General features: G+C 42.0%; 15 protein-coding genes and 1 other annotated feature. Of the genes, 11 read left to right on the top strand and 4 right to left on the bottom strand.

Annotated elements, in window-relative coordinates; all coding sequences use genetic code 11:
• Position 1: 1 nt before the first annotated feature.
• The 5 genes from N596_RS04060 (at position 2) to N596_RS04040 (ending at position 6,290) form a co-directional block, all read left to right on the top strand.
• A complete protein-coding gene (locus N596_RS04060) occupies positions 2 to 559 on the top strand; it encodes a DJ-1 family glyoxalase III (RefSeq protein ID WP_023027064.1) in 558 nt (185 codons plus the stop codon).
• A gap of 179 nt (positions 560 to 738) precedes the next feature.
• Positions 739 to 1,302 carry an HAD-IA family hydrolase gene (locus tag N596_RS04055; RefSeq protein ID WP_023027063.1) on the top strand — a complete coding sequence of 188 codons (564 nt, stop codon included), beginning with the start codon at positions 739 to 741 and terminating at the stop codon, positions 1,300 to 1,302.
• A 12-nt stretch (positions 1,303 to 1,314) separates the two neighbouring features.
• Positions 1,315 to 3,264, top strand: a complete 1,950-nt coding sequence (gene gyrB / locus N596_RS04050) for a DNA topoisomerase (ATP-hydrolyzing) subunit B (protein ID WP_023023814.1) — start codon at positions 1,315 to 1,317, stop codon at positions 3,262 to 3,264.
• Between the two features lie 86 nt (positions 3,265 to 3,350).
• On the top strand, positions 3,351 to 5,075 hold the full coding sequence (gene ezrA, locus N596_RS04045) for a septation ring formation regulator EzrA (RefSeq protein WP_023027062.1): 1,725 nt from the start codon (positions 3,351 to 3,353) through the stop codon (positions 5,073 to 5,075).
• 96 nt (positions 5,076 to 5,171) lie between these two features.
• The gene (locus tag N596_RS04040; RefSeq protein WP_023027061.1) at positions 5,172 to 6,290 is read left to right on the top strand and encodes a glycerate kinase; all 1,119 of its coding nucleotides are present in this window, start codon (positions 5,172 to 5,174) and stop codon (positions 6,288 to 6,290) included.
• A 59-nt stretch (positions 6,291 to 6,349) separates the two neighbouring features.
• On the opposite strand, the gene N596_RS04035 is transcribed toward N596_RS04040, so the two are convergent.
• Complete coding sequence (locus N596_RS04035; protein WP_023027060.1) at positions 6,350 to 6,793, bottom strand: DUF1694 domain-containing protein; 444 nt, start codon at positions 6,791 to 6,793, stop codon at positions 6,350 to 6,352.
• Positions 6,794 to 6,979: 186 nt separating this feature from the next.
• On the opposite strand from N596_RS04035, the gene eno reads away from it, so the two are divergent.
• Entirely contained in the window at positions 6,980 to 8,284 is a 1,305-nt protein-coding gene (gene eno, locus N596_RS04030) for a surface-displayed alpha-enolase (protein WP_023027059.1), read from the top strand.
• Positions 8,285 to 8,387: 103 nt separating this feature from the next.
• Here the strand turns inward: eno and N596_RS04025 are convergent, their stop codons facing one another.
• Together N596_RS04025 and N596_RS04020 are read right to left on the bottom strand one after the other, a co-directional pair.
• A complete protein-coding gene (locus tag N596_RS04025) occupies positions 8,388 to 8,573 on the bottom strand; it encodes a hypothetical protein (RefSeq protein WP_023023803.1) in 186 nt (61 codons plus the stop codon).
• Between the two features lie 76 nt (positions 8,574 to 8,649).
• On the bottom strand, positions 8,650 to 9,660 hold the full coding sequence (locus N596_RS04020) for a lactonase family protein (RefSeq protein WP_042361161.1): 1,011 nt from the start codon (positions 9,658 to 9,660) through the stop codon (positions 8,650 to 8,652).
• 175 nt (positions 9,661 to 9,835) lie between these two features.
• On the opposite strand from N596_RS04020, the gene N596_RS04015 reads away from it, so the two are divergent.
• The 3 genes from N596_RS04015 to budA all read left to right on the top strand — a co-directional run bounded on the left by N596_RS04015 (position 9,836) and on the right by budA (position 13,100).
• Positions 9,836 to 11,005: an AI-2E family transporter gene (locus N596_RS04015; RefSeq protein WP_042361159.1), complete on the top strand. Its 1,170-nt coding sequence runs from the start codon at positions 9,836 to 9,838 to the stop codon at positions 11,003 to 11,005.
• Positions 10,995 to 12,233 (top strand): tetratricopeptide repeat protein, encoded by a 1,239-nt coding sequence (locus N596_RS04010; protein ID WP_023027056.1) that lies wholly within the window; start codon positions 10,995 to 10,997, stop codon positions 12,231 to 12,233. Before N596_RS04015 ends, N596_RS04010 begins: the two co-directional genes overlap by 11 nt.
• Before the next feature lie 135 nt (positions 12,234 to 12,368).
• Positions 12,369 to 13,100: an acetolactate decarboxylase gene (gene budA, locus N596_RS04005; RefSeq protein ID WP_023027055.1), complete on the top strand. Its 732-nt coding sequence runs from the start codon at positions 12,369 to 12,371 to the stop codon at positions 13,098 to 13,100.
• A 319-nt stretch (positions 13,101 to 13,419) separates the two neighbouring features.
• Here budA and N596_RS04000 read toward each other — a convergent pair whose 3' ends face one another.
• The gene (locus tag N596_RS04000) at positions 13,420 to 15,084 is read right to left on the bottom strand and encodes an Rqc2 family fibronectin-binding protein (RefSeq protein ID WP_023027054.1); all 1,665 of its coding nucleotides are present in this window, start codon (positions 15,082 to 15,084) and stop codon (positions 13,420 to 13,422) included.
• Positions 15,085 to 15,264: 180 nt separating this feature from the next.
• Positions 15,265 to 15,499: a binding site (T-box leader), on the top strand.
• A 114-nt stretch (positions 15,500 to 15,613) separates the two neighbouring features.
• On the opposite strand from N596_RS04000, the gene trpX reads away from it, so the two are divergent.
• Both trpX and pheS read left to right on the top strand, forming a co-directional pair.
• Positions 15,614 to 16,636 carry a tryptophan ABC transporter substrate-binding protein gene (gene trpX / locus N596_RS03995; protein WP_023027052.1) on the top strand — a complete coding sequence of 341 codons (1,023 nt, stop codon included), beginning with the start codon at positions 15,614 to 15,616 and terminating at the stop codon, positions 16,634 to 16,636.
• 314 nt (positions 16,637 to 16,950) lie between these two features.
• Positions 16,951 to 17,997 carry a phenylalanine--tRNA ligase subunit alpha gene (pheS, locus tag N596_RS03990; RefSeq protein WP_023023788.1) on the top strand — a complete coding sequence of 349 codons (1,047 nt, stop codon included), beginning with the start codon at positions 16,951 to 16,953 and terminating at the stop codon, positions 17,995 to 17,997.
• Position 17,998 lies beyond the last annotated feature (1 nt).

The following is a 17,998-nucleotide window of genomic DNA, read 5'->3' as shown; positions in this document are numbered from 1 at the left end:
TATGGCAAAAGTAGCAGTAATGTTAGCAAGTGGGTTCGAAGAAATAGAGGCCTTGACTGTTGTCGATGTCTTGAGAAGAGCAGAAATCGAGTGTCAGATGGTTGGATTTGATCAAGAAGTGACAGGTTCTCATGGCATCACAGTGAAGGTAGATGAGGTCTGGTCCGGTTCATTGGATCATTTTGATGGCATTGTCCTTCCAGGAGGGATGCCTGGTGCGGCGAATCTACGCGACCATGAAGGCTTGATTCAGTCTTTAAAAGAAGCCCATGAACAAGGAAAAAGTCTTGCGGCTATTTGTGCAGCTCCGATTGTGTTGGATCGGGCAGGCCTGCTAGATAAAAAACACTACACCTGCTATGATGGCTTTGAAAAAGAAATTGGAAGAGGACACTATGTGAAAGAAGCGGTGGTTCAGGATGGTCACATCTTGACCAGTCGGGGCCCTGCAACGGCACTTGCTTTTTCTTATGCACTGGTCAAGCATTTTGGTGGAGATGCAGCAAAATTAAGAGAAGGCATGCTCTATCAAGATGTTTTTGGAACGTCGGCACCTTAGATGGTGAGAAGAAAAATGAAGGTAGGAAATTTCCTGCCTTTATTTTTTTATCGTCTGGATTTCTTAAAATATAAATGCTTTTTGAATGAAAGTAAAATAGGAGGGAGAAGACTGTAAAAAAACCGTGAAAACATTGACTTTACAAGCAATTTTTCGAAAATTATGGTATAATTGAAGCTATGGATTATCATGATTTTATATGGGATCTTGGTGGGACTTTATTGGACAATTATGAGACCTCTACAAAAGCTTTTGTAGCGACCTTACAGTATTTCCAAAGGGAGGCTGATCATGATTCTGTTTATGTAGCTTTAAAGGTTTCCACGGATTATGCTGTTCAGCAGTTTGCCTCAGATCTTCCAGACTTTTTGGGAGAGTATAAAAAGCGAGAGATAGAAGCTCTTGAAATCCCCTGCTTATTCGAGGGGACTGAGAAGTTGTTGGAACGTCTGACAGCAGTCGGAGCCCGTCATTTTTTGGTATCTCACCGTGACCATCATGTAGAGACCATCCTAGAAAAAACAGGAATTCGTCATTACTTTACAGAAGTTGTGACAGCTGATGACGGTTTTCCACGTAAACCAGATCCTACTTCCATGTTGTATTTAAAAGACAAGTATGCAATTGAGTCAGGCTTGGTGATTGGAGATCGCCCGATCGATATTGAAGCTGGCCAGAGAGCTGGCATGGCGACCTATTTGTTTGACTCAATGGATCAATTAAGTGCCTATATTTTTAATTAGAAAAGGGAAAGAATGACAGAAGAATTGAAACAAGAAACGACTGGCCAAGAATATGATGCCAGTCAGATCCAGGTTTTAGAAGGTTTAGAAGCAGTTCGGATGCGTCCGGGGATGTATATCGGATCCACTTCTAAAGAAGGTCTTCACCATTTGGTCTGGGAAATCGTCGATAACTCTATCGATGAGGCCCTTGCTGGCTTTGCTAGCCATATCGAAGTCTTTATCGAAGCTGATAATTCGATTACAGTCATCGATGATGGACGGGGAATTCCGGTTGATATTCAAGAAAAAACAGGCCGTCCGGCAGTAGAAACTGTCTTTACCGTTCTCCATGCAGGAGGAAAATTTGGCGGTGGTGGTTACAAGGTTTCTGGAGGACTACATGGAGTTGGGTCATCCGTCGTAAATGCCTTGTCGACTCAGCTAGATGTACACGTCCATAAGAATGGCCAAATTCATTACCAAGAATACAAACGCGGTCAAGTCGTTGCAGATCTTGAAGTGATCGGTGAAACAGATCGAACTGGTACTACAGTCCACTTTACTCCAGACCCAGAAATTTTCACAGAAACAACTGAATTTGATTTTGAGAAATTGAACAAACGGATTCAAGAGTTGGCTTTCTTGAACCGTGGTTTACGGATCTCGATTACAGACAAGCGTGAAGGCCAGGAGCAAACGAAAGATTACCACTATGAAGGTGGGATTGCTAGTTATGTAGAATACATCAACGAAAACAAGGATGTCATCTTCGAAACTCCGATTTATACTGATGGCGAAATGGATGATATCACGGTTGAAGTGGCTATGCAGTATACGACTGGTTATCACGAAACCGTCATGAGCTTTGCCAATAACATCCATACCCATGAAGGTGGAACTCATGAGCAAGGTTTCCGTACAGCCTTAACCCGTGTTATCAACGACTATGCTCGTAAGAATAAACTTCTCAAGGACAATGAAGAGAATCTCACAGGGGAAGATGTTCGGGAAGGATTGACAGCCGTCATTTCTGTTAAACACCCAAATCCACAGTTTGAAGGACAAACCAAGACCAAACTTGGAAACTCTGAAGTGGTGAAGATTACCAACCGTTTGTTCAGCGATGCTTTCTCTGATTTCTTGTTGGAAAATCCGCAGATTGCTAAGAAAATTGTTGAAAAGGGAATTCTGGCTGCCAAAGCGCGTGTTGCTGCTAAGCGAGCCCGAGAAGTCACCCGCAAGAAATCTGGTTTAGAAATCTCAAACCTCCCTGGTAAATTAGCAGACTGTTCATCTAACAATCCAGCTGAGACAGAACTCTTCATCGTCGAAGGAGATTCTGCCGGAGGATCTGCTAAATCAGGTCGGAACCGGGAGTTCCAGGCAATTCTCCCTATTCGTGGGAAAATCCTCAACGTGGAAAAGGCTAGCATGGACAAGATTTTGGCCAACGAAGAAATTCGTAGTCTTTTCACAGCTATGGGAACCGGTTTTGGTGCAGAATTTGATGTATCAAAAGCCCGTTATCAAAAATTAGTCATCATGACGGATGCCGATGTCGATGGAGCTCATATTCGAACCCTCCTCCTAACCTTGATCTATCGCTATATGAAACCCGTTTTGGAGGCTGGCTATGTTTATATCGCCCAACCACCAATTTATGGTGTAAAAGTCGGTAGTGAGATCAAAGAATACATTCAACCAGGAGTCAACCAAGAAGCAGAATTGGCTGCGGCTTTAGAACGCTATTCTGAAGGTCGCTCCAAACCAACGATTCAACGATACAAAGGTTTGGGTGAGATGGATGATCATCAGCTCTGGGAAACAACTATGAACCCAGAACACCGCCTCATGGCTCGTGTAACAGTGGATGATGCAGCAGAAGCAGATAAAATCTTTGATATGCTCATGGGAGATCGAGTAGAACCTCGCCGTGAATTTATCGAAGAAAATGCCGAATATAGTACACTTGATGTATAAAATTCTGCGATATTTGCCAATTATTCGAATATTTATGATATAATAACTACGATTACTTTCAAGTAATTTAATGAAGGAGTTTTTATATGTCTCGTGGACTAATTATTCTCATTATTGTCATTGGGGTCCTTTTGGTTTTAGGATATGTAGTGGCAGTCTTATTGAGAAAGCGTAACGAAGCCTTACTAGCAGCACTGGAAGAACGAAAAGAAGAGTTGTATAACCTTCCGGTAAATGATGAAGTAGAGGCTGTGAAGAATATGCATTTGATTGGTCAAAGTCAAGTTGCATTTCGTGAATGGAATCAAAAATGGGTGGACCTATCCCTCAATTCTTTTGCTGATATTGAGAACAACCTCTTTGAAGCAGAAGGCTACAACAATTCTTTCCGCTTTTTAAAAGCCAAGCAAGCAATTGGAAATATTGAGAGTCAGGTTCAATTAATTGATGAAGATATCAAGGCCATCCGTCAAGCTTTATCTGAATTAAAAGAAAAAGAAGAAATGAATAGCGGTCGAGTTGTTCATGCCTTGGATATGTTTGAAAACTTGCAAAAACAAGTGGCTTCTGATCCAGATGCGTATGGCCCAGCGCTTCCCGAAATTGAGAAGCAATCTGAAAATATTCAAGTTGAGTTTTCAAAATTTGTAACCTTGAATTCATCAGGTGACCCTGTTGAAGCTGCTGAAATTCTTGACACAGCAGAAAACCATATTGTAGCCTTGACTCACATTGTTGAAAAAGTTCCTGCAATTGTGAAGGATCTACAAACAACTCTTCCTGACCAATTGGAAGATTTGGAATCTGGTTATCGCAAACTATTGGAATCTGGTTATCATTTTACAGAGACCGACTTGGAAGCACGTTTCCAACAACTGCATGCGGCATTGAAAGCCAATCTTGCCAATGTTGCTGCTCTTGAATTAGATAATGCACTCTATGAGAATGAGCAGATTCAAGAAGAAATCAACGCCTTGTATGATATTTTCACTCGTGAAATCGAATCACACAAAGTGGTTGAAAAATTGGTCAAAGCATTACCAGGTTACCTTGCCCATGCTAAGGAAAATAACAAGAGTTTAGCAGAAGAAGTTGAACGTCTCAGCAAAATATTTGAAAGCAAAGTACTCAAGGAAAATCACTTGAAGGAGTTAGAAGCTGAATTAACAGCTCAAGAGCTTGTTGTAGAGGATGCCTTGAATGATACATCTGAAACTCAAAAAGCTTACTCTATTCTTCAAGAAGAGTTAGAAGCGATTGAAGAACGTCTGAAGGAAATTGAAGATGATCAGATTGCACTGAGCGAAACCTTGTCTAAGATTGAGAAAGACGATACGAATGCTCGTCAAAAGGTAAATATCTACGCTAACCGTTTACATGCTATTAAGCGCTACATGGATAAGCGTAACTTACCTGGAATTCCTCAATCCTTCCTTACTATCTTCTTCACTGCAAGTGATAACACAGAAGCTCTTTTGGCTGAGTTAGAAGGTCGTCGTGTCAATATTGAAAACGTCAATCGTCTCCTGGATATTTTGACCAACGATATGACAGAGTTAGAAGAAGAAACTTATAAACTGGTACAATACGCTACTCTAACAGAGCAGTTGCTTCAATACTCAAATCGTTATCGTTCGTTCGATGATCATGTCCAAGCAGCTTTTGATGAAGCTTTGTACATTTTTGAAAAAGAGTATGACTATCCTGCTTCCTTCAAAGTCATTTCAGAAGCATTGGAAACAGTAGAACCAGGAGTAACAGAGAGATTTGTTAGCTCATATGAAAAAACAAGAGAATCCATCCGATTCTAATCCAAAACATCCAGGAGAATATTCCTGGATGTTTTTTTATGGAGATAAGATGTGATGGGAAATACCAACATAGAAAGAGATAAAGGAGGTGACTCCATGAAAATTTTAATTGCTCCAGATTCATTCAAAGAGTGCCTACCCGCGAAAGAAGTAGCGGAAATGATTGCGGAAGGCTTGCGACAGTCTATTATCGATGTAGAACCGATTACTTGTCCTATTGGAGATGGAGGGGAAGGGACAGTGGATGCCATCCGATACTCGTTAGACTTGATGGAAACCTTTGCCCTTGTTACAGGTCCATTTGGAAAGCCGGTAGAAATGCGGTATGTGGAGAAGGAAACTATGGCTCTCTTTGAAGTAGCCGACTTGATCGGCTTAGGAAAAATTCCAGTTGATCAACGTCATCCACTTGACATAGAGACCCGAGGAATTGGAGAACTGATCTGTTATTTGATCAATAAAGGAAAAAAGGATATTTATATCGGGGTTGGAGGAACAGCCACCAATGATGGTGGGCTTGGTCTTGCAGTAGGTCTAGGCTATCAATTGTATGATAGAGAAGGAAAGCAATTGAAGGCCTGTGGACAAAGTCTTTTAAAGTGTGATTCCATCCGTAAAGAGAAAGCGATAAAGATTCCAGAGGATGTCCAGATACATATCTTAGCAGACGTGTCGAACCCTCTATGTGGACTAGATGGAGCAACCTATATTTTTGGAAAACAAAAGGGGCTTAGCCCCACTATGTTTGATAAAGTGGATCAAGCTATTTACAGCTTTTATGAAAAGAACTGTCCTAGTGTGTTGACCCAAGCAGGGATGGGAGCTGGTGGTGGCCTTGCGGCAGGTCTCTGTGCCTTCGCGCATGCAAGGATTGTTTCAGGAATTGAAACTTGTTTAGAGCTAATCGACTTTGACTCCAAGGTAGCAAATGCAGACTTGGTCATTGTCGGTGAGGGGCGACTGGACCATCAAAGTCTATCAGGAAAAGCTCCGATAGGAGTTGCGAGACGAACCCCAAAGGGAATCCCTGTCATAGCTATTTGTGGAAGTCTTGCAGATGATTTACCAAGTCTCCCATTTGAAAATATAGTCGGAGCTTTTTCCATAACGAAACACCCTGATAGTTTAGACCAACTTCTGAAGAACGCAAGGGAAAATCTTCTCTTTACAGCTAGAAATATTGGAAATCTATTAAGCATAGAAAAAAGCGGTTAAACCGCTTTTTTCTATGTAATCTTTTGCTATTGATATAAATGCCTAGGGGACAGTCATGATCAACCAAACCATTTCTTCCAAAGAGAAGGTTTGCTCGGTTTCTTTTCTTCCTCCCAGAGATCTGCAAAAGCAGAGCGAAGGTCCTTGTCAGTAGTGGTCACTGGTGCATCTGTATGTATCACGAGCCCAAAAGGAGAGGAGTCATGCTCTTCCGAAACAATGGTAGCCTGGCAACCGAACTCTTTTGCTTGTTTTAGATAGCTCAATTGGACGCTAGAATCAACATTTGGGGAGATTTTTACAAAGAGAGGGTCAGCTTGCTCACTGAAGCTTTTAAGCACCTTCAAAAAGCCCTTTTGAAGCTGAGGACTGTTGCTTGTTCTTAAATCAGCATACCCTAGGACGCGCTCTTCAAAAGTACCTAGAAAGCGACGTTGTTCATCAGGATTTAATTTTAAGCCACCGTGGGCCTTTTCCATAATTTCTTTAGATAGATCAGTCATAAGAATAGTATATCATACTTTAACTACAAAATGACAAACGAATGGAGCTGGATTTCAAGATAAAGAAAGCGATTTCTTGCTAAAGTTAAGGAAAATCTGCACAAAGATAACGTTTTTTCTTGAAAAACGCGTATTTTTAAGGTATCATAGAGGTGTAAAAAATTTAAACTCAAAGGAGAGTAAGAAATGACAATTATTACTGATGTTTACGCTCGCGAAGTCCTAGACTCACGCGGTAACCCAACACTTGAAGTAGAAGTTTATACTGAATCAGGTGCTTTCGGACGTGGTATGGTTCCATCTGGAGCTTCTACTGGTGAACACGAAGCGGTTGAACTTCGCGACGGTGACAAATCTCGTTACGGTGGTCTTGGAACTCAAAAAGCTGTTGACAATGTAAACAACATCATTGCTGAAGCAATCATCGGTTACGATGTTCGTGATCAACAAGCTATTGACCGTGCAATGATCGCTCTTGACGGTACTCCTAACAAAGGTAAATTGGGTGCGAACGCAATCCTTGGTGTGTCTATCGCTGTAGCTCGTGCTGCTGCTGACTACCTTGAAATCCCACTTTACAGCTACCTTGGTGGATTCAACACTAAAGTTCTTCCAACTCCAATGATGAACATCATCAACGGTGGTTCTCACTCAGATGCTCCAATTGCTTTCCAAGAGTTTATGATCTTGCCAGTTGGTGCACCTACATTTAAAGAAGCTCTTCGTTACGGTGCTGAAATCTTCCACGCTCTTAAGAAAATCCTTAAATCTCGTGGTCTTGAAACAGCCGTAGGTGACGAAGGTGGATTCGCTCCTCGTTTCGAAGGAACTGAAGATGGTGTTGAAACTATCCTTGCTGCGATCGAAGCTACTGGATATGTACCAGGTAAAGACGTATTCATCGGATTTGACTGTGCATCATCAGAATTCTACGATAAAGAACGTAAAGTCTACGACTACACTAAATTCGAAGGTGAAGGCGCTGCTGTTCGTACATCTGCAGAACAAATCGACTACCTTGAAGAATTGGTTAACAAATACCCAATCATCACTATCGAAGATGGTATGGATGAAAATGACTGGGAAGGTTGGAAAGCTCTTACTGAACGTCTTGGTAAGAAAGTCCAATTGGTTGGTGACGACTTCTTCGTAACAAACACTGACTACCTTGCACGTGGTATCCAAGAAGGTGCTGCTAACTCAATCCTTATCAAAGTTAACCAAATCGGTACTCTTACTGAAACTTTCGAAGCTATCGAAATGGCTAAAGAAGCTGGTTACACTGCCGTTGTATCACACCGTTCAGGTGAAACTGAAGATTCAACAATCGCTGACATCGCAGTTGCAACAAACGCAGGACAAATCAAGACTGGTTCACTTTCACGTACTGACCGTATCGCTAAATACAACCAATTGCTTCGTATCGAAGATCAACTTGGTGAAGTAGCTGAATACCGTGGATTGAAATCATTCTACAACTTGAAAAAATAAGCTAGTTTACTAGACTAAAAAGATCCTTGAGTTTTCTCAAGGATCTTTTTTTGCTATCGAGCTAAACAAAAATTCTCAACCATGTGGTTGAGAATTTTAGTGATTAGAATAAACCTTTGATTTTGTCTACAGCACCACTTACTAGATCGTTTCCAGCAACAAGAGCTTTTGCTTGTTCTAAGTAGTCACCAAGGTTATCCTTGTTGTCATCGATAAATTTTTTAGCAGCATCGAAATCTTTCTTTTCGATCATTTCTTTGACTTGGTTAAATAAATCCATTGGGTTCATGAGTTTTCTCCTATAACCTATTTATTATTATCACTATTTAATCATTTTTCAACCAAACTAGCAAGCGTTTTGATTGTTAGTTGAAGAGGACACAAACCGCCTCTGGGACGTGGAAATCATGGCTTAATTCAGTCAATCTACCACTCGTTTTATCGCGTTTAAAAACAGTGGCATTGTCTGAATCTTGATGAACTGCAATGAGATATTCTTGGTCCGGACTAAGAATGAAATCACGTGGATTGAGTCCATTGGTTGGAACGATTTCCAGAAGCACTAAGCTACCATCTGCCAAGATTTCATAAACTGCAATGGAGTTATGGGCACGATTTGAGGCATAGAGGAATTTCCCATCCTCTGAGAGGCGAATAGCAGCGGCCCATTTTTGACCTTCATACTCTTTAGGTAGGGTTGAGATGGTTTGGAAATGTTCAAAGTAGCCAAGTCCGTCATAGAAAAGGACATCGATGGTAGCGTTTAATTCGTTAATGAGGTAGGCGGTCTTGTAATGAGAGTGGAAAATGATATGACGTGGACCAGCACCTGGAGCTGTTTGATAGGTTTGAGTCTTCGTTAGTTTACCAAGATCATCGACTTGATAGACCACTACTTGATCGGTACCCAAATCACAAGTGATGAGTAGCTTATCGGGAGTGAGATCTGCATAATGTACATGGGGACTCGCTTGGTTTTCGTGAGGTCCAGAACCCTGATGAGTCGCTTGGTCGACAAAGGTTAAATGACCATCTTCATGGATGCGATATGAGAGGACTTGTCCCTTGTGGTAGTTAGCTCCATAGACCAAGCCACGCGCCTCATCAACAGAGACATAACAGAGGGGCGCCCCTTCCTCGACCACATGATTGATTAACTGGTGATCAGGACTAAAGCTTGCAATGCCGCCAAGACCTTGCTCCGCACCCACACTGTATAAGAAACCAGCTTTTGAAAAAGCGAGATAGGTTGGGTTTGGCTCTTGAGCAACTAGTTCTAAGTCGCTAAGTTGACCAGTTCTTTCATCGAAGGAAGCCTTATAAATTCCTTTAGAGTCTCGTTTGGTATAGGTTCCGAAATAAATATCTTGCATCACATGCACCTCGACTTTGTTGATAGCTCCATTATATCAGAAAAGAAGGGGATGGAAAACGATTAGGTGAAGGATTGACAAGCTAAGCATTAAAAAAAAGCTCACATTTCAGCTATATCGTGAAATTATGGACTAAAAATGCTAAAATAAAGACAGATTGAAAACGAAGGAGATTCCCGTGGAACATAAAGAAAAAGATTTTAGTTTATCCTGGTTTTTTAAATGGTTTGTAGATAATAAAGCCATTACTGTTTTTCTAGTAACCTTACTGATGGGATTGAATATTTTAGTTCTCAGCAAGATTAGTTTTATTTTTACACCCCTGTTAGAGTTTGGAGCAGCAGTCATGCTACCAGTCATTATTTCAGGGCTCCTCTATTATTTGTTAAATCCAATCGTGGACTTTTTGGAAAGGCACCGAGTCAAACGGATCATTGCAATTTCCATCGTCTTTATTTTGATCGCGCTTCTCATTTTATGGGGCTTGGCTGTCGCTATTCCAGCTATTCAACATCAAGTTCTTAGTTTTATGAAGAACCTGCCAGATTACTTGGAAAAGGCCAATAGGACCATCGATGATGTCTTAGACAACAAAGTGTCGCCAGAAATCAAGCCTCAGCTGGATGAATGGACCAGCCAATTGTCGCAGAATATTACCAGTTGGGCGAGTTCTTTTTCCGCCCGAGCAGTCAACTGGGTCAGCAATCTGATTACTGTCGCCTCTCAGGTCATTATCGCTTTGATTATTATGCCTTTTATCGTCTTCTATCTTTTGAGAGATGGAAAGAACTTAAAAGGGCAAATCATCCGTTTCTTGCCAACCAAGATTCGTAAATCTGCAGACAAAGTACTGTCTGATGTCAATACACAATTGGCTAATTATGTCAGAGGTCAGATTACTGTTGCTATCATCATAGCTTTAATGTTTATTCTTCTGCTTAAGATCATTGGGCTTCGTTACGCTGTGACACTCGGTGTAACCGCTGGTTTTTTGAACTTGATACCATACTTGGGCAGCTTCTTGGCCATGCTCCCAGCCTTAGTCTTGGGGTTGGTGGCAGGACCAGAGATGTTTGTCAAAGTCGTCATTGTCTTTATTGTTGAGCAAACAATCGAGGGACGTTTCGTTTCCCCACTTGTCTTGGGGAGTCAGCTCAATATCCACCCAATCACGATTCTGTTTGTATTGATTACTTCTGGCTCTATGTTTGGAATCTGGGGAGTCTTCTTAGGAATCCCGGTTTATGCTTCGGCTAAAGTAGTCATCAGTGCTCTATTTGAATGGTATAAAGAGGTCAGTGGTTTGTACGAAAAGGACGAAGTTGAGGAAATTCAAAGTGAAGAATAGTCAAAAAATTCTAGAAGCAATTGAGAAACAAGAGCTAGATCGTCTGCCAGCTTATTTGGATAAGGCTTTGCTAGAAGATGATCCAGCTACCTTGTTAGAATTGGGACAATATTTTGAAAGTATTGGTTTTTACCCAGAAGCCAAGCAAACCTACTTGCATCTGAGAGATGATTATCCAGAGGTCTATCTGAGTCTAGCCACTATCGTAGCGGAAGATGGACTAATGGAAGAAGCCTTTGCTTATTTGGAAGAAATCCCGGAAAGTTCGGAATGGTATCTAGCCAGTCTCTTAGTCAAGGCAGACCTCTACCAAAGTGAGGGCTTGGCAGATGTGGCTCGAGAAAAACTGATGGAAGCAGCGACTCTTTCAGATGACCCTATTATTCAACTAGGCTTGGCAGAGATTGATTTAGAACTTGAAAATTACCAAGAAGCCATTCAAGAGTATGCTCAGTTAGACAACCGTCTCATTTTAGAAGAAACGGGCATTTCCACATACCAGCGGATTGGCTATGCTTATGCGAATCTGGGTCGGTTTGAGTCTGCTATTGAGTTTTTAGAAAAGGCCTTGGAAATTGAGTTTGATGACCAGATTGCCTATGAATTGGCAACCCTTCTCTCTGACCGAGAAGAGTATCAACGTTCTCTGATCTACTTCAAGCAGATTGATACACTGTCGCCAGACTTTGAAGGGTATGAATACGGCTATGCCTTGGCTCTTCAAGCTGAAAATGACCGAGAAACAGCGTTAGCAATAGCAGAGCAAGGAATCCAAAAGAATCCTTTTGACGCTTATCTCCTCCTTCTAGCCTCCCAATTGGCCTACGAGTTGCACCAGCCAGAAAAAGCAGAGAAGTATTTGTTAGAAGCCAAAGAAGTTGCTGAGGATCTTGAAGATATCGCCCTTCGTCTGACAACTCTTTATCTGGAACAGGAACGTTATGAAGACGTCCTTGAATGGCAAGAAGTGGAAGTGGAAAATGTCGTCACCCGTTGGAATATCGCTCGTGCCTTGGTAGCACTCGAAGAGGTTGAAAAAGCGGCTCCGATCTATGAAGAGCTCTACCCAGATTTGAAAGAAAATCCAGAGTACTTAGAAAGCTATAGTTACCTCTTGAGAGAGTTGGGACAAATCGCAAAAGCCCGGGAAGTGGCAGAAGGCTATTTGCAGCTAGTCCCAGATGATGGGCAAATGCAAGCTTTCTATGAGAGCCTGTTAGAAGATTAACTACTTGACCCTTGAAGGGCGGGAATCAGAACAAGTGTGCATCCTTGTTCTGGCCCGCTCTTTTTTAATCAGTCTTTTCTGTCATTGTCCTTGAGAATGTGGTATACTGGAAGGGCTGAAAAGAAGACAAGATGAATGAGGGAGAAGATAATGGAACCGGTGAAATTGTTTCAATACAATACCTTGGGGGCTTTGATGGCTGGTCTCTATGGAGGATCCTTTACCATTAAAGAATTACTAGAGCATGGAGATCTTGGAATTGGGACCTTGGACTCCATTGATGGCGAACTGATTGTCTTAGATGGCAAGGCCTACCAAGCTAAGGGATCAGGGGAGGAGCCAGAGATTGTGGAAGTGGCCCCGGATGCGACAGTCCCTTATGCGGCTATCGTTCCCCATCAGGCCGAAGTGATTTTTCGTCAGCGCTTTGAGATGACAGATGAGGAATTAGAGGCTCGCATTGAATCTTATTATGATGGCGAAAATTTGTTTCGTTCCATCAAGATTCACGGTGATTTCGCCAAGATGCATGTGCGTATGATTCCCAAATCAACTTCAGACACCAAATTTGCAGATGTGGCGACCCATCAGCCTGAATTTACGCGAGAAAATGTTACAGGAACTATTGTTGGTTTTTGGACACCAGAGATTTTCCATGGGGTCAGTGTAGCAGGCTATCACCTTCACTTTATCTCAGATGATCATACCTTCGGAGGTCATGTCATGGATTTTGTTATCAAAGAAGGGATTGTTGAAGTTGGGGCCATTGATCAATTGGATCAACGTTTCCCTGTCCAGGATCGCCAATATCTCTTTGCTAAGTTTAATGTTGACCAGGTCAAAGAGGATATCAATAAAGCAGAATAAAAGGTTGAGCGTCGCTCAACCTTTTAAAATGTAGACAAAGTTATTTTACATATAAGAACCTTAGTATGCTTAAAAAATGAGGTATACTTTGAGGTTCATTCAAACATACACTGAAACTTTTTATCATCAATATGAGAAAAGCTGGGACAAAAGTCCTAGCCTCTCAATTGTCTTTGGATTGTCGAGCAAGACGCAGTGGTTGAGTGGGCTCTACTACGCTGATTTTTTTCAGCTTTGACAGCCCTACTCAACTATGCGGAGGTGTGAAGACGAAATCGAATTCTAACGAATTACCGATTTCTGTCCCACTCTCTTTTTGTCATTCATCTGCGAGTTTCATAGATTTAATTTTTTCTTCTTCAGGAGTGACCCGTAGTGTTTTCTGACCAGTATAGGTTACAAATCCAGGTTTTCCTCCGGTCGGTTTGTTAAGTTTCTTGGTTTCAATCATGTCGACTTGGACCAGATTAGAGAGGCGTCCCTTAGAGAAATAGGCCGCTAGCTCAGCTGCATCTGTCTTGACCTCATCTGAAGGATTGAGGTTACCAGTAATAACCACGTGACTACCTGGAATATCCTTGGCGTGGAACCAGAGTTCATCTTTCTTAGCCATCTTAAAGGTCAATTCTTCGTTTTGAAGATTGTTTCGGCCGACCAAGATAATGGTTTTTCCGTCAGAAGCTAAATACTTCTCTGGTTTTTTGCGTTTGTGGATCTTTTCTCGGTTGCGTCGTTTGATAAAGCCTGTTTGGATCAGCTCTTCTCGAATCTCGGCGACTTCAGAAAGGCTTGCTTGGGCTAGAGCTGTTTCGACTGTTTCCAGGTAGGAGATGGTTTCCTTGGTTTCCTGGATGAGAGAGGTCAAATGTTTAACAGCTTCTTTTAACTTCTGGTAACGCTTGAAGTAGCGTTGCGCATTTTGACTGGGGGTCAAAGCCTTATCCAAGGCAATGGTTATAGGTTGGTTGGTATAGTAGTTGTCCAAGGTGACCTGATCTTGATCATTTGGGACTTGATGGAGGAAGGTGGTGAGAAGCTCCCCTTTTTGCCGGAAGTCTTCGGCATTTTCTGTCGCTGCTAGTTCAGCTTCCTGTTTGGCCAACTTTTTCCGGTTTTTTTCTAGTTCATTGTCCACCTTGCGGATGAGTTCTCCAGCTTGTTGTTGGACCCGGTCGCGCTCGGCCTTATCCAAGTAATAGTGGTCGAGTAGATCCGATAAGGTCTCAAAGGTTTCCTCCTGGCTATCAGCAAAAGTGAGAGCAGCAAAGGATTTTTTCGTTAGACGAGGATCTGTTGGAGCTTCAAAGAATGCTCGGAAGGTTTTTAATTTTTCTCCAGTTTCTAATCGACTGGCCAATTCTTGAGCAGTATCTCGACCAAGACCCTGGAAATGAGTTTGAAGGTTTTTAGGTGTCAACTCTTCCCGGTGGAGAAAGGCGAATAATGCTTCGTCCTTGATTGTAAAAGGGTTGGCCGCATCGGTTTTTGGAGGAGCTAGATAGGTCGAGCCTGGCAAAATGGTCCGGTAGCTATTTTGAGAGAAGCCAACATGTTTGATTGCTTCGATAATTTTTCCAGTTGCCTTGTCCAGAAGAATGATATTGCTGTGCTTGCCCATGATTTCAATAATCAAAGTCACAGAGATATCATCTCCAATTTCATTTTTATTAGAGACAGCGATTTCTAAGATGCGGTCATTCTCCACTTGCTGGATCTGCTCAATGACTGCTCCTTGGAGATACTTGCGCATGACCATGATAAAGGTATTGGGGAAGGCAGGATTCTCGAAGTTGGTCTGGGTCCGTTGGATCCGTCCAAAAACAGAGTGAGAAGAAAGCAAGAGTTTTTGATTCTTGCGGTTGCTACGAATTTGTAAAACCAACTCTTGTTCAAAGGGTTGGTTAATTTTTTGGATGCGACCATTTAAGAGTTCGCTTTGTAATTCATCCACCATATGGTGTAAAAAAAATCCATCAAAAGACATGGGTTTCCTCAACATTCTAGACTAGTTCTAGTAAATTATATCAAAAAAGTGACTGAAAACCTAGGAAGAAGAAGGACAAACATTTTGCAAAAACAACCTCACTAGGAAAAGAATTTCAGGAAATGACGAACGTTTTCAAAAAAAACATAAAAAAGTATTGACAAGGCTTACAGAAACATTTACAATGGATTCAATTAGAAAAGTAGTAAATGAAAATTTATTAGAGAGCTCACGGTTGGTGAAAGTGGGTAGTGGACATTTATGAAATTGGACTAATGATGAGATGAATTTGAAACAATAAAAATTCGGTCGGCACACCTTATCGTGCAACTTGTTGCTAGACAAGACAGAGATGTGGGAGGAGTTTATCCATTTTCCCATAAGTGAGGTGGCACCGCGATGACACGTCCTCACATAGCTTTCGCTATGTGTGGGCGTGTTTTTTGTTTCAAGAAAGAAGGGAGAAAAGAAGATGAAGAAACGATGGCGACTCAGTCTCTAACAAAGATTCAAGAAAACGAAAAAATAAATGATTGAGGTAAAAAATATGAAAAACAAACGTGTATTGGGAATGATTGGTGCTTTACTAGCTGTTATTTTGGTAGCTGTTGTTTATCCAATGCTAACCAATAAAAATGATGCGAATAAAACAGATGGAACTAAAAAGGTAAAAGTAGGTGTCTTGCAGTTAGTCAGCCACCCATCGCTAGACGAAATCTACAAGGGGATTCAAGATGGCTTGGCTGAAGAAGGCTACGACAAGGACAAGATTGAGATCGAATTCCTCAATGCAGAAGGAGACCAAAACAAGGTTGCTACCATGAGCAAACAATTGGTCCAAAACAACAATGACGTCTTGATCGGAATCGCAACCCCATCTGCTCAAGGTTTGGCTAGTGCGACTAAGGACAAACCAATCGTCATGGGTGCTATCACAGACCCAGTCGGCGCTAACTTGGTCAAAGATTTGAAAAAACCAGGTGGTAATATCACAGGAGTATCTGACCACAATCCAACGGAACAACAGTTGAAGTTAATCAAAGAGTTGACTCCAAACGTGAAAACAATCGGGGTTCTTTACTCAACCAGTGAAGATAATTCTAAAACCCAAGTAGAAGAATTTACAAAATTGGCTGAAAAAGCAGGCTACAAAGTAGTTCCTTATTCAGTCCCTTCTACAAATGAAATTGCTTCAACGGTTTCTGTCATGACTGGTAAAGTGGATGCTATCTGGGTTCCAATCGATAACACCATTGCATCAGCCTTCTCAACGGTAGTCGAAGCAAACAAAACAGCTAAAAAACCAATCTTCCCAAGTGCAACGGCCATGGTCGAAGCAGGTGGTTTAGGATCTGTGGTCGTAGACCAACATGATCTTGGAGTGGCAACTGGTAAAATGGCTGCGAAGATCTTAAAGGGTCAAAAACCAGCTGACACACCTGTTGAAATCTTCACAGATGGTAAGTCTGTCATTAACAAAAAAGTGGCTGAAGAATTAGGCATTACCATTCCAGAATCTGTCTTGAAAGAAGCTGGACAAGTCATCGAATAAAAACCAAACGAATAACAAGAATGGCAAGTGAAGAAAAACAGGCTTCACTTGTCATTTTTTGTAAAATCTGCTAAACTAGAATGTAACTGAATAGAAATCTGCAAGACTAGTACCTCAAGGGAAGTGCAACAGGGAGAAGAGCCGTGACTGAAAGCTCTTTGCATGAAAGCTGAGTGAATTCACTTGCGCAAGGATTTAGAAATTAAGGTCTGAGTTTCAGATAAAAAACGGATGGTACCGCGTGTCAACGCTCCGAATATGGGTGTGGCACGTGGTTTTTTCTATGTCTGAGTGAAGACCATGATGGAGGAAATATGTCAACGATTGAAGAACAACTAAAAGCGCTTCGGGAAGAAACGCTGGCAGCCTTGAAGCAGATCTCTGCTGAAAATAAAAAAGAGATGCAAGAGCTACGCGTCTCTGTCCTTGGGAAGAAAGGGTCGCTAACCGAGATCCTCAAAGGGATGAAAGATGTCTCTGCTGAGATGCGTCCGGTCATCGGGAAACATGTTAATGAAGCCCGTGATGTCTTGACTGCTGCCTTTGAAGAAACAGCCAAGCTCTTGGAAGAAAAGAAAGTTCAAGCTAAATTGGCTAGTGAAAGTATCGACGTGACCCTTCCTGGACGTCCAGTTGCAAGTGGTCACCGTCATGTCTTGACCCAAACCAGTGAAGAAATCGAAGATATCTTTATCGGGATGGGCTACCAAGTCGTAGATGGCTTTGAAGTCGAAAAAGACTACTACAACTTTGAACGCATGAACTTGCCAAAGGATCACCCGGCTCGTGATATGCAGGACACCTTCTACATCACAGAAGAAATCTTGCTTCGGACCCATACTTCGCCAGTTCAAGCGCGTGCCATGGATGCGCATGACTTTAGCAAGGGGCCTTTGAAGATGATCTCTCCAGGGCGTGTTTTCCGTCGGGATACAGATGATGCGACCCACAGTCACCAGTTCCATCAGATCGAAGGCTTGGTTGTTGGGAAGAACATTTCTATGGCAGACCTTCAAGGAACGCTTCAGTTGATCGTGCAGAAGATGTTTGGTGCAGAACGTCAAATCCGTCTGCGTCCTTCTTACTTCCCATTTACAGAGCCATCCGTTGAGGTCGATGTATCTTGCTTCAAATGTGGTGGAGCGGGATGTAATGTATGTAAGAAGACAGGTTGGATCGAAATCATGGGGGCCGGTATGGTTCACCCACGCGTGCTCGAGATGAGTGGCATTGATTCGACAGTCTATTCAGGATTCGCCTTTGGACTTGGTCAGGAGCGTGTAGCCATGCTTCGTTATGGAATCAATGATATCCGTGGCTTTTATCAAGGAGATGTTCGCTTCTCAGAACAGTTTAAATAAT

It is taken from the genome of Streptococcus ilei (assembly GCF_000479335.1).
Lineage (GTDB): Bacteria > Bacillota > Bacilli > Lactobacillales > Streptococcaceae > Streptococcus > Streptococcus ilei.
This window is presented reverse-complemented; position numbering and strand designations above follow the sequence as displayed.

Excerpts from the sequence above, each read along its gene's own strand:
- N596_RS04060 (WP_023027064.1), top strand. The coding sequence starts at position 2 with ATGGCAAAAGTAGCAGTAATGTTAGCAAGTGGGTTCGAAGAAATAGAG.
- N596_RS04055 (WP_023027063.1), top strand. The coding sequence starts at position 739 with ATGGATTATCATGATTTTATATGGGATCTTGGTGGGACTTTATTGGAC.
- gyrB (WP_023023814.1), top strand. The coding sequence starts at position 1,315 with ATGACAGAAGAATTGAAACAAGAAACGACTGGCCAAGAATATGATGCC.
- ezrA (WP_023027062.1), top strand. The coding sequence starts at position 3,351 with ATGTCTCGTGGACTAATTATTCTCATTATTGTCATTGGGGTCCTTTTG.
- N596_RS04040 (WP_023027061.1), top strand. The coding sequence starts at position 5,172 with ATGAAAATTTTAATTGCTCCAGATTCATTCAAAGAGTGCCTACCCGCG.
- N596_RS04035 (WP_023027060.1), bottom strand. The coding sequence starts at position 6,793 with ATGACTGATCTATCTAAAGAAATTATGGAAAAGGCCCACGGTGGCTTA.
- eno (WP_023027059.1), top strand. The coding sequence starts at position 6,980 with ATGACAATTATTACTGATGTTTACGCTCGCGAAGTCCTAGACTCACGC.
- N596_RS04025 (WP_023023803.1), bottom strand. The coding sequence starts at position 8,573 with ATGAACCCAATGGATTTATTTAACCAAGTCAAAGAAATGATCGAAAAG.
- budA (WP_023027055.1), top strand. The coding sequence starts at position 12,369 with ATGAGGGAGAAGATAATGGAACCGGTGAAATTGTTTCAATACAATACC.
- N596_RS04000 (WP_023027054.1), bottom strand. The coding sequence starts at position 15,084 with ATGTCTTTTGATGGATTTTTTTTACACCATATGGTGGATGAATTACAA.
- trpX (WP_023027052.1), top strand. The coding sequence starts at position 15,614 with ATGATTGAGGTAAAAAATATGAAAAACAAACGTGTATTGGGAATGATT.
- pheS (WP_023023788.1), top strand. The coding sequence starts at position 16,951 with ATGTCAACGATTGAAGAACAACTAAAAGCGCTTCGGGAAGAAACGCTG.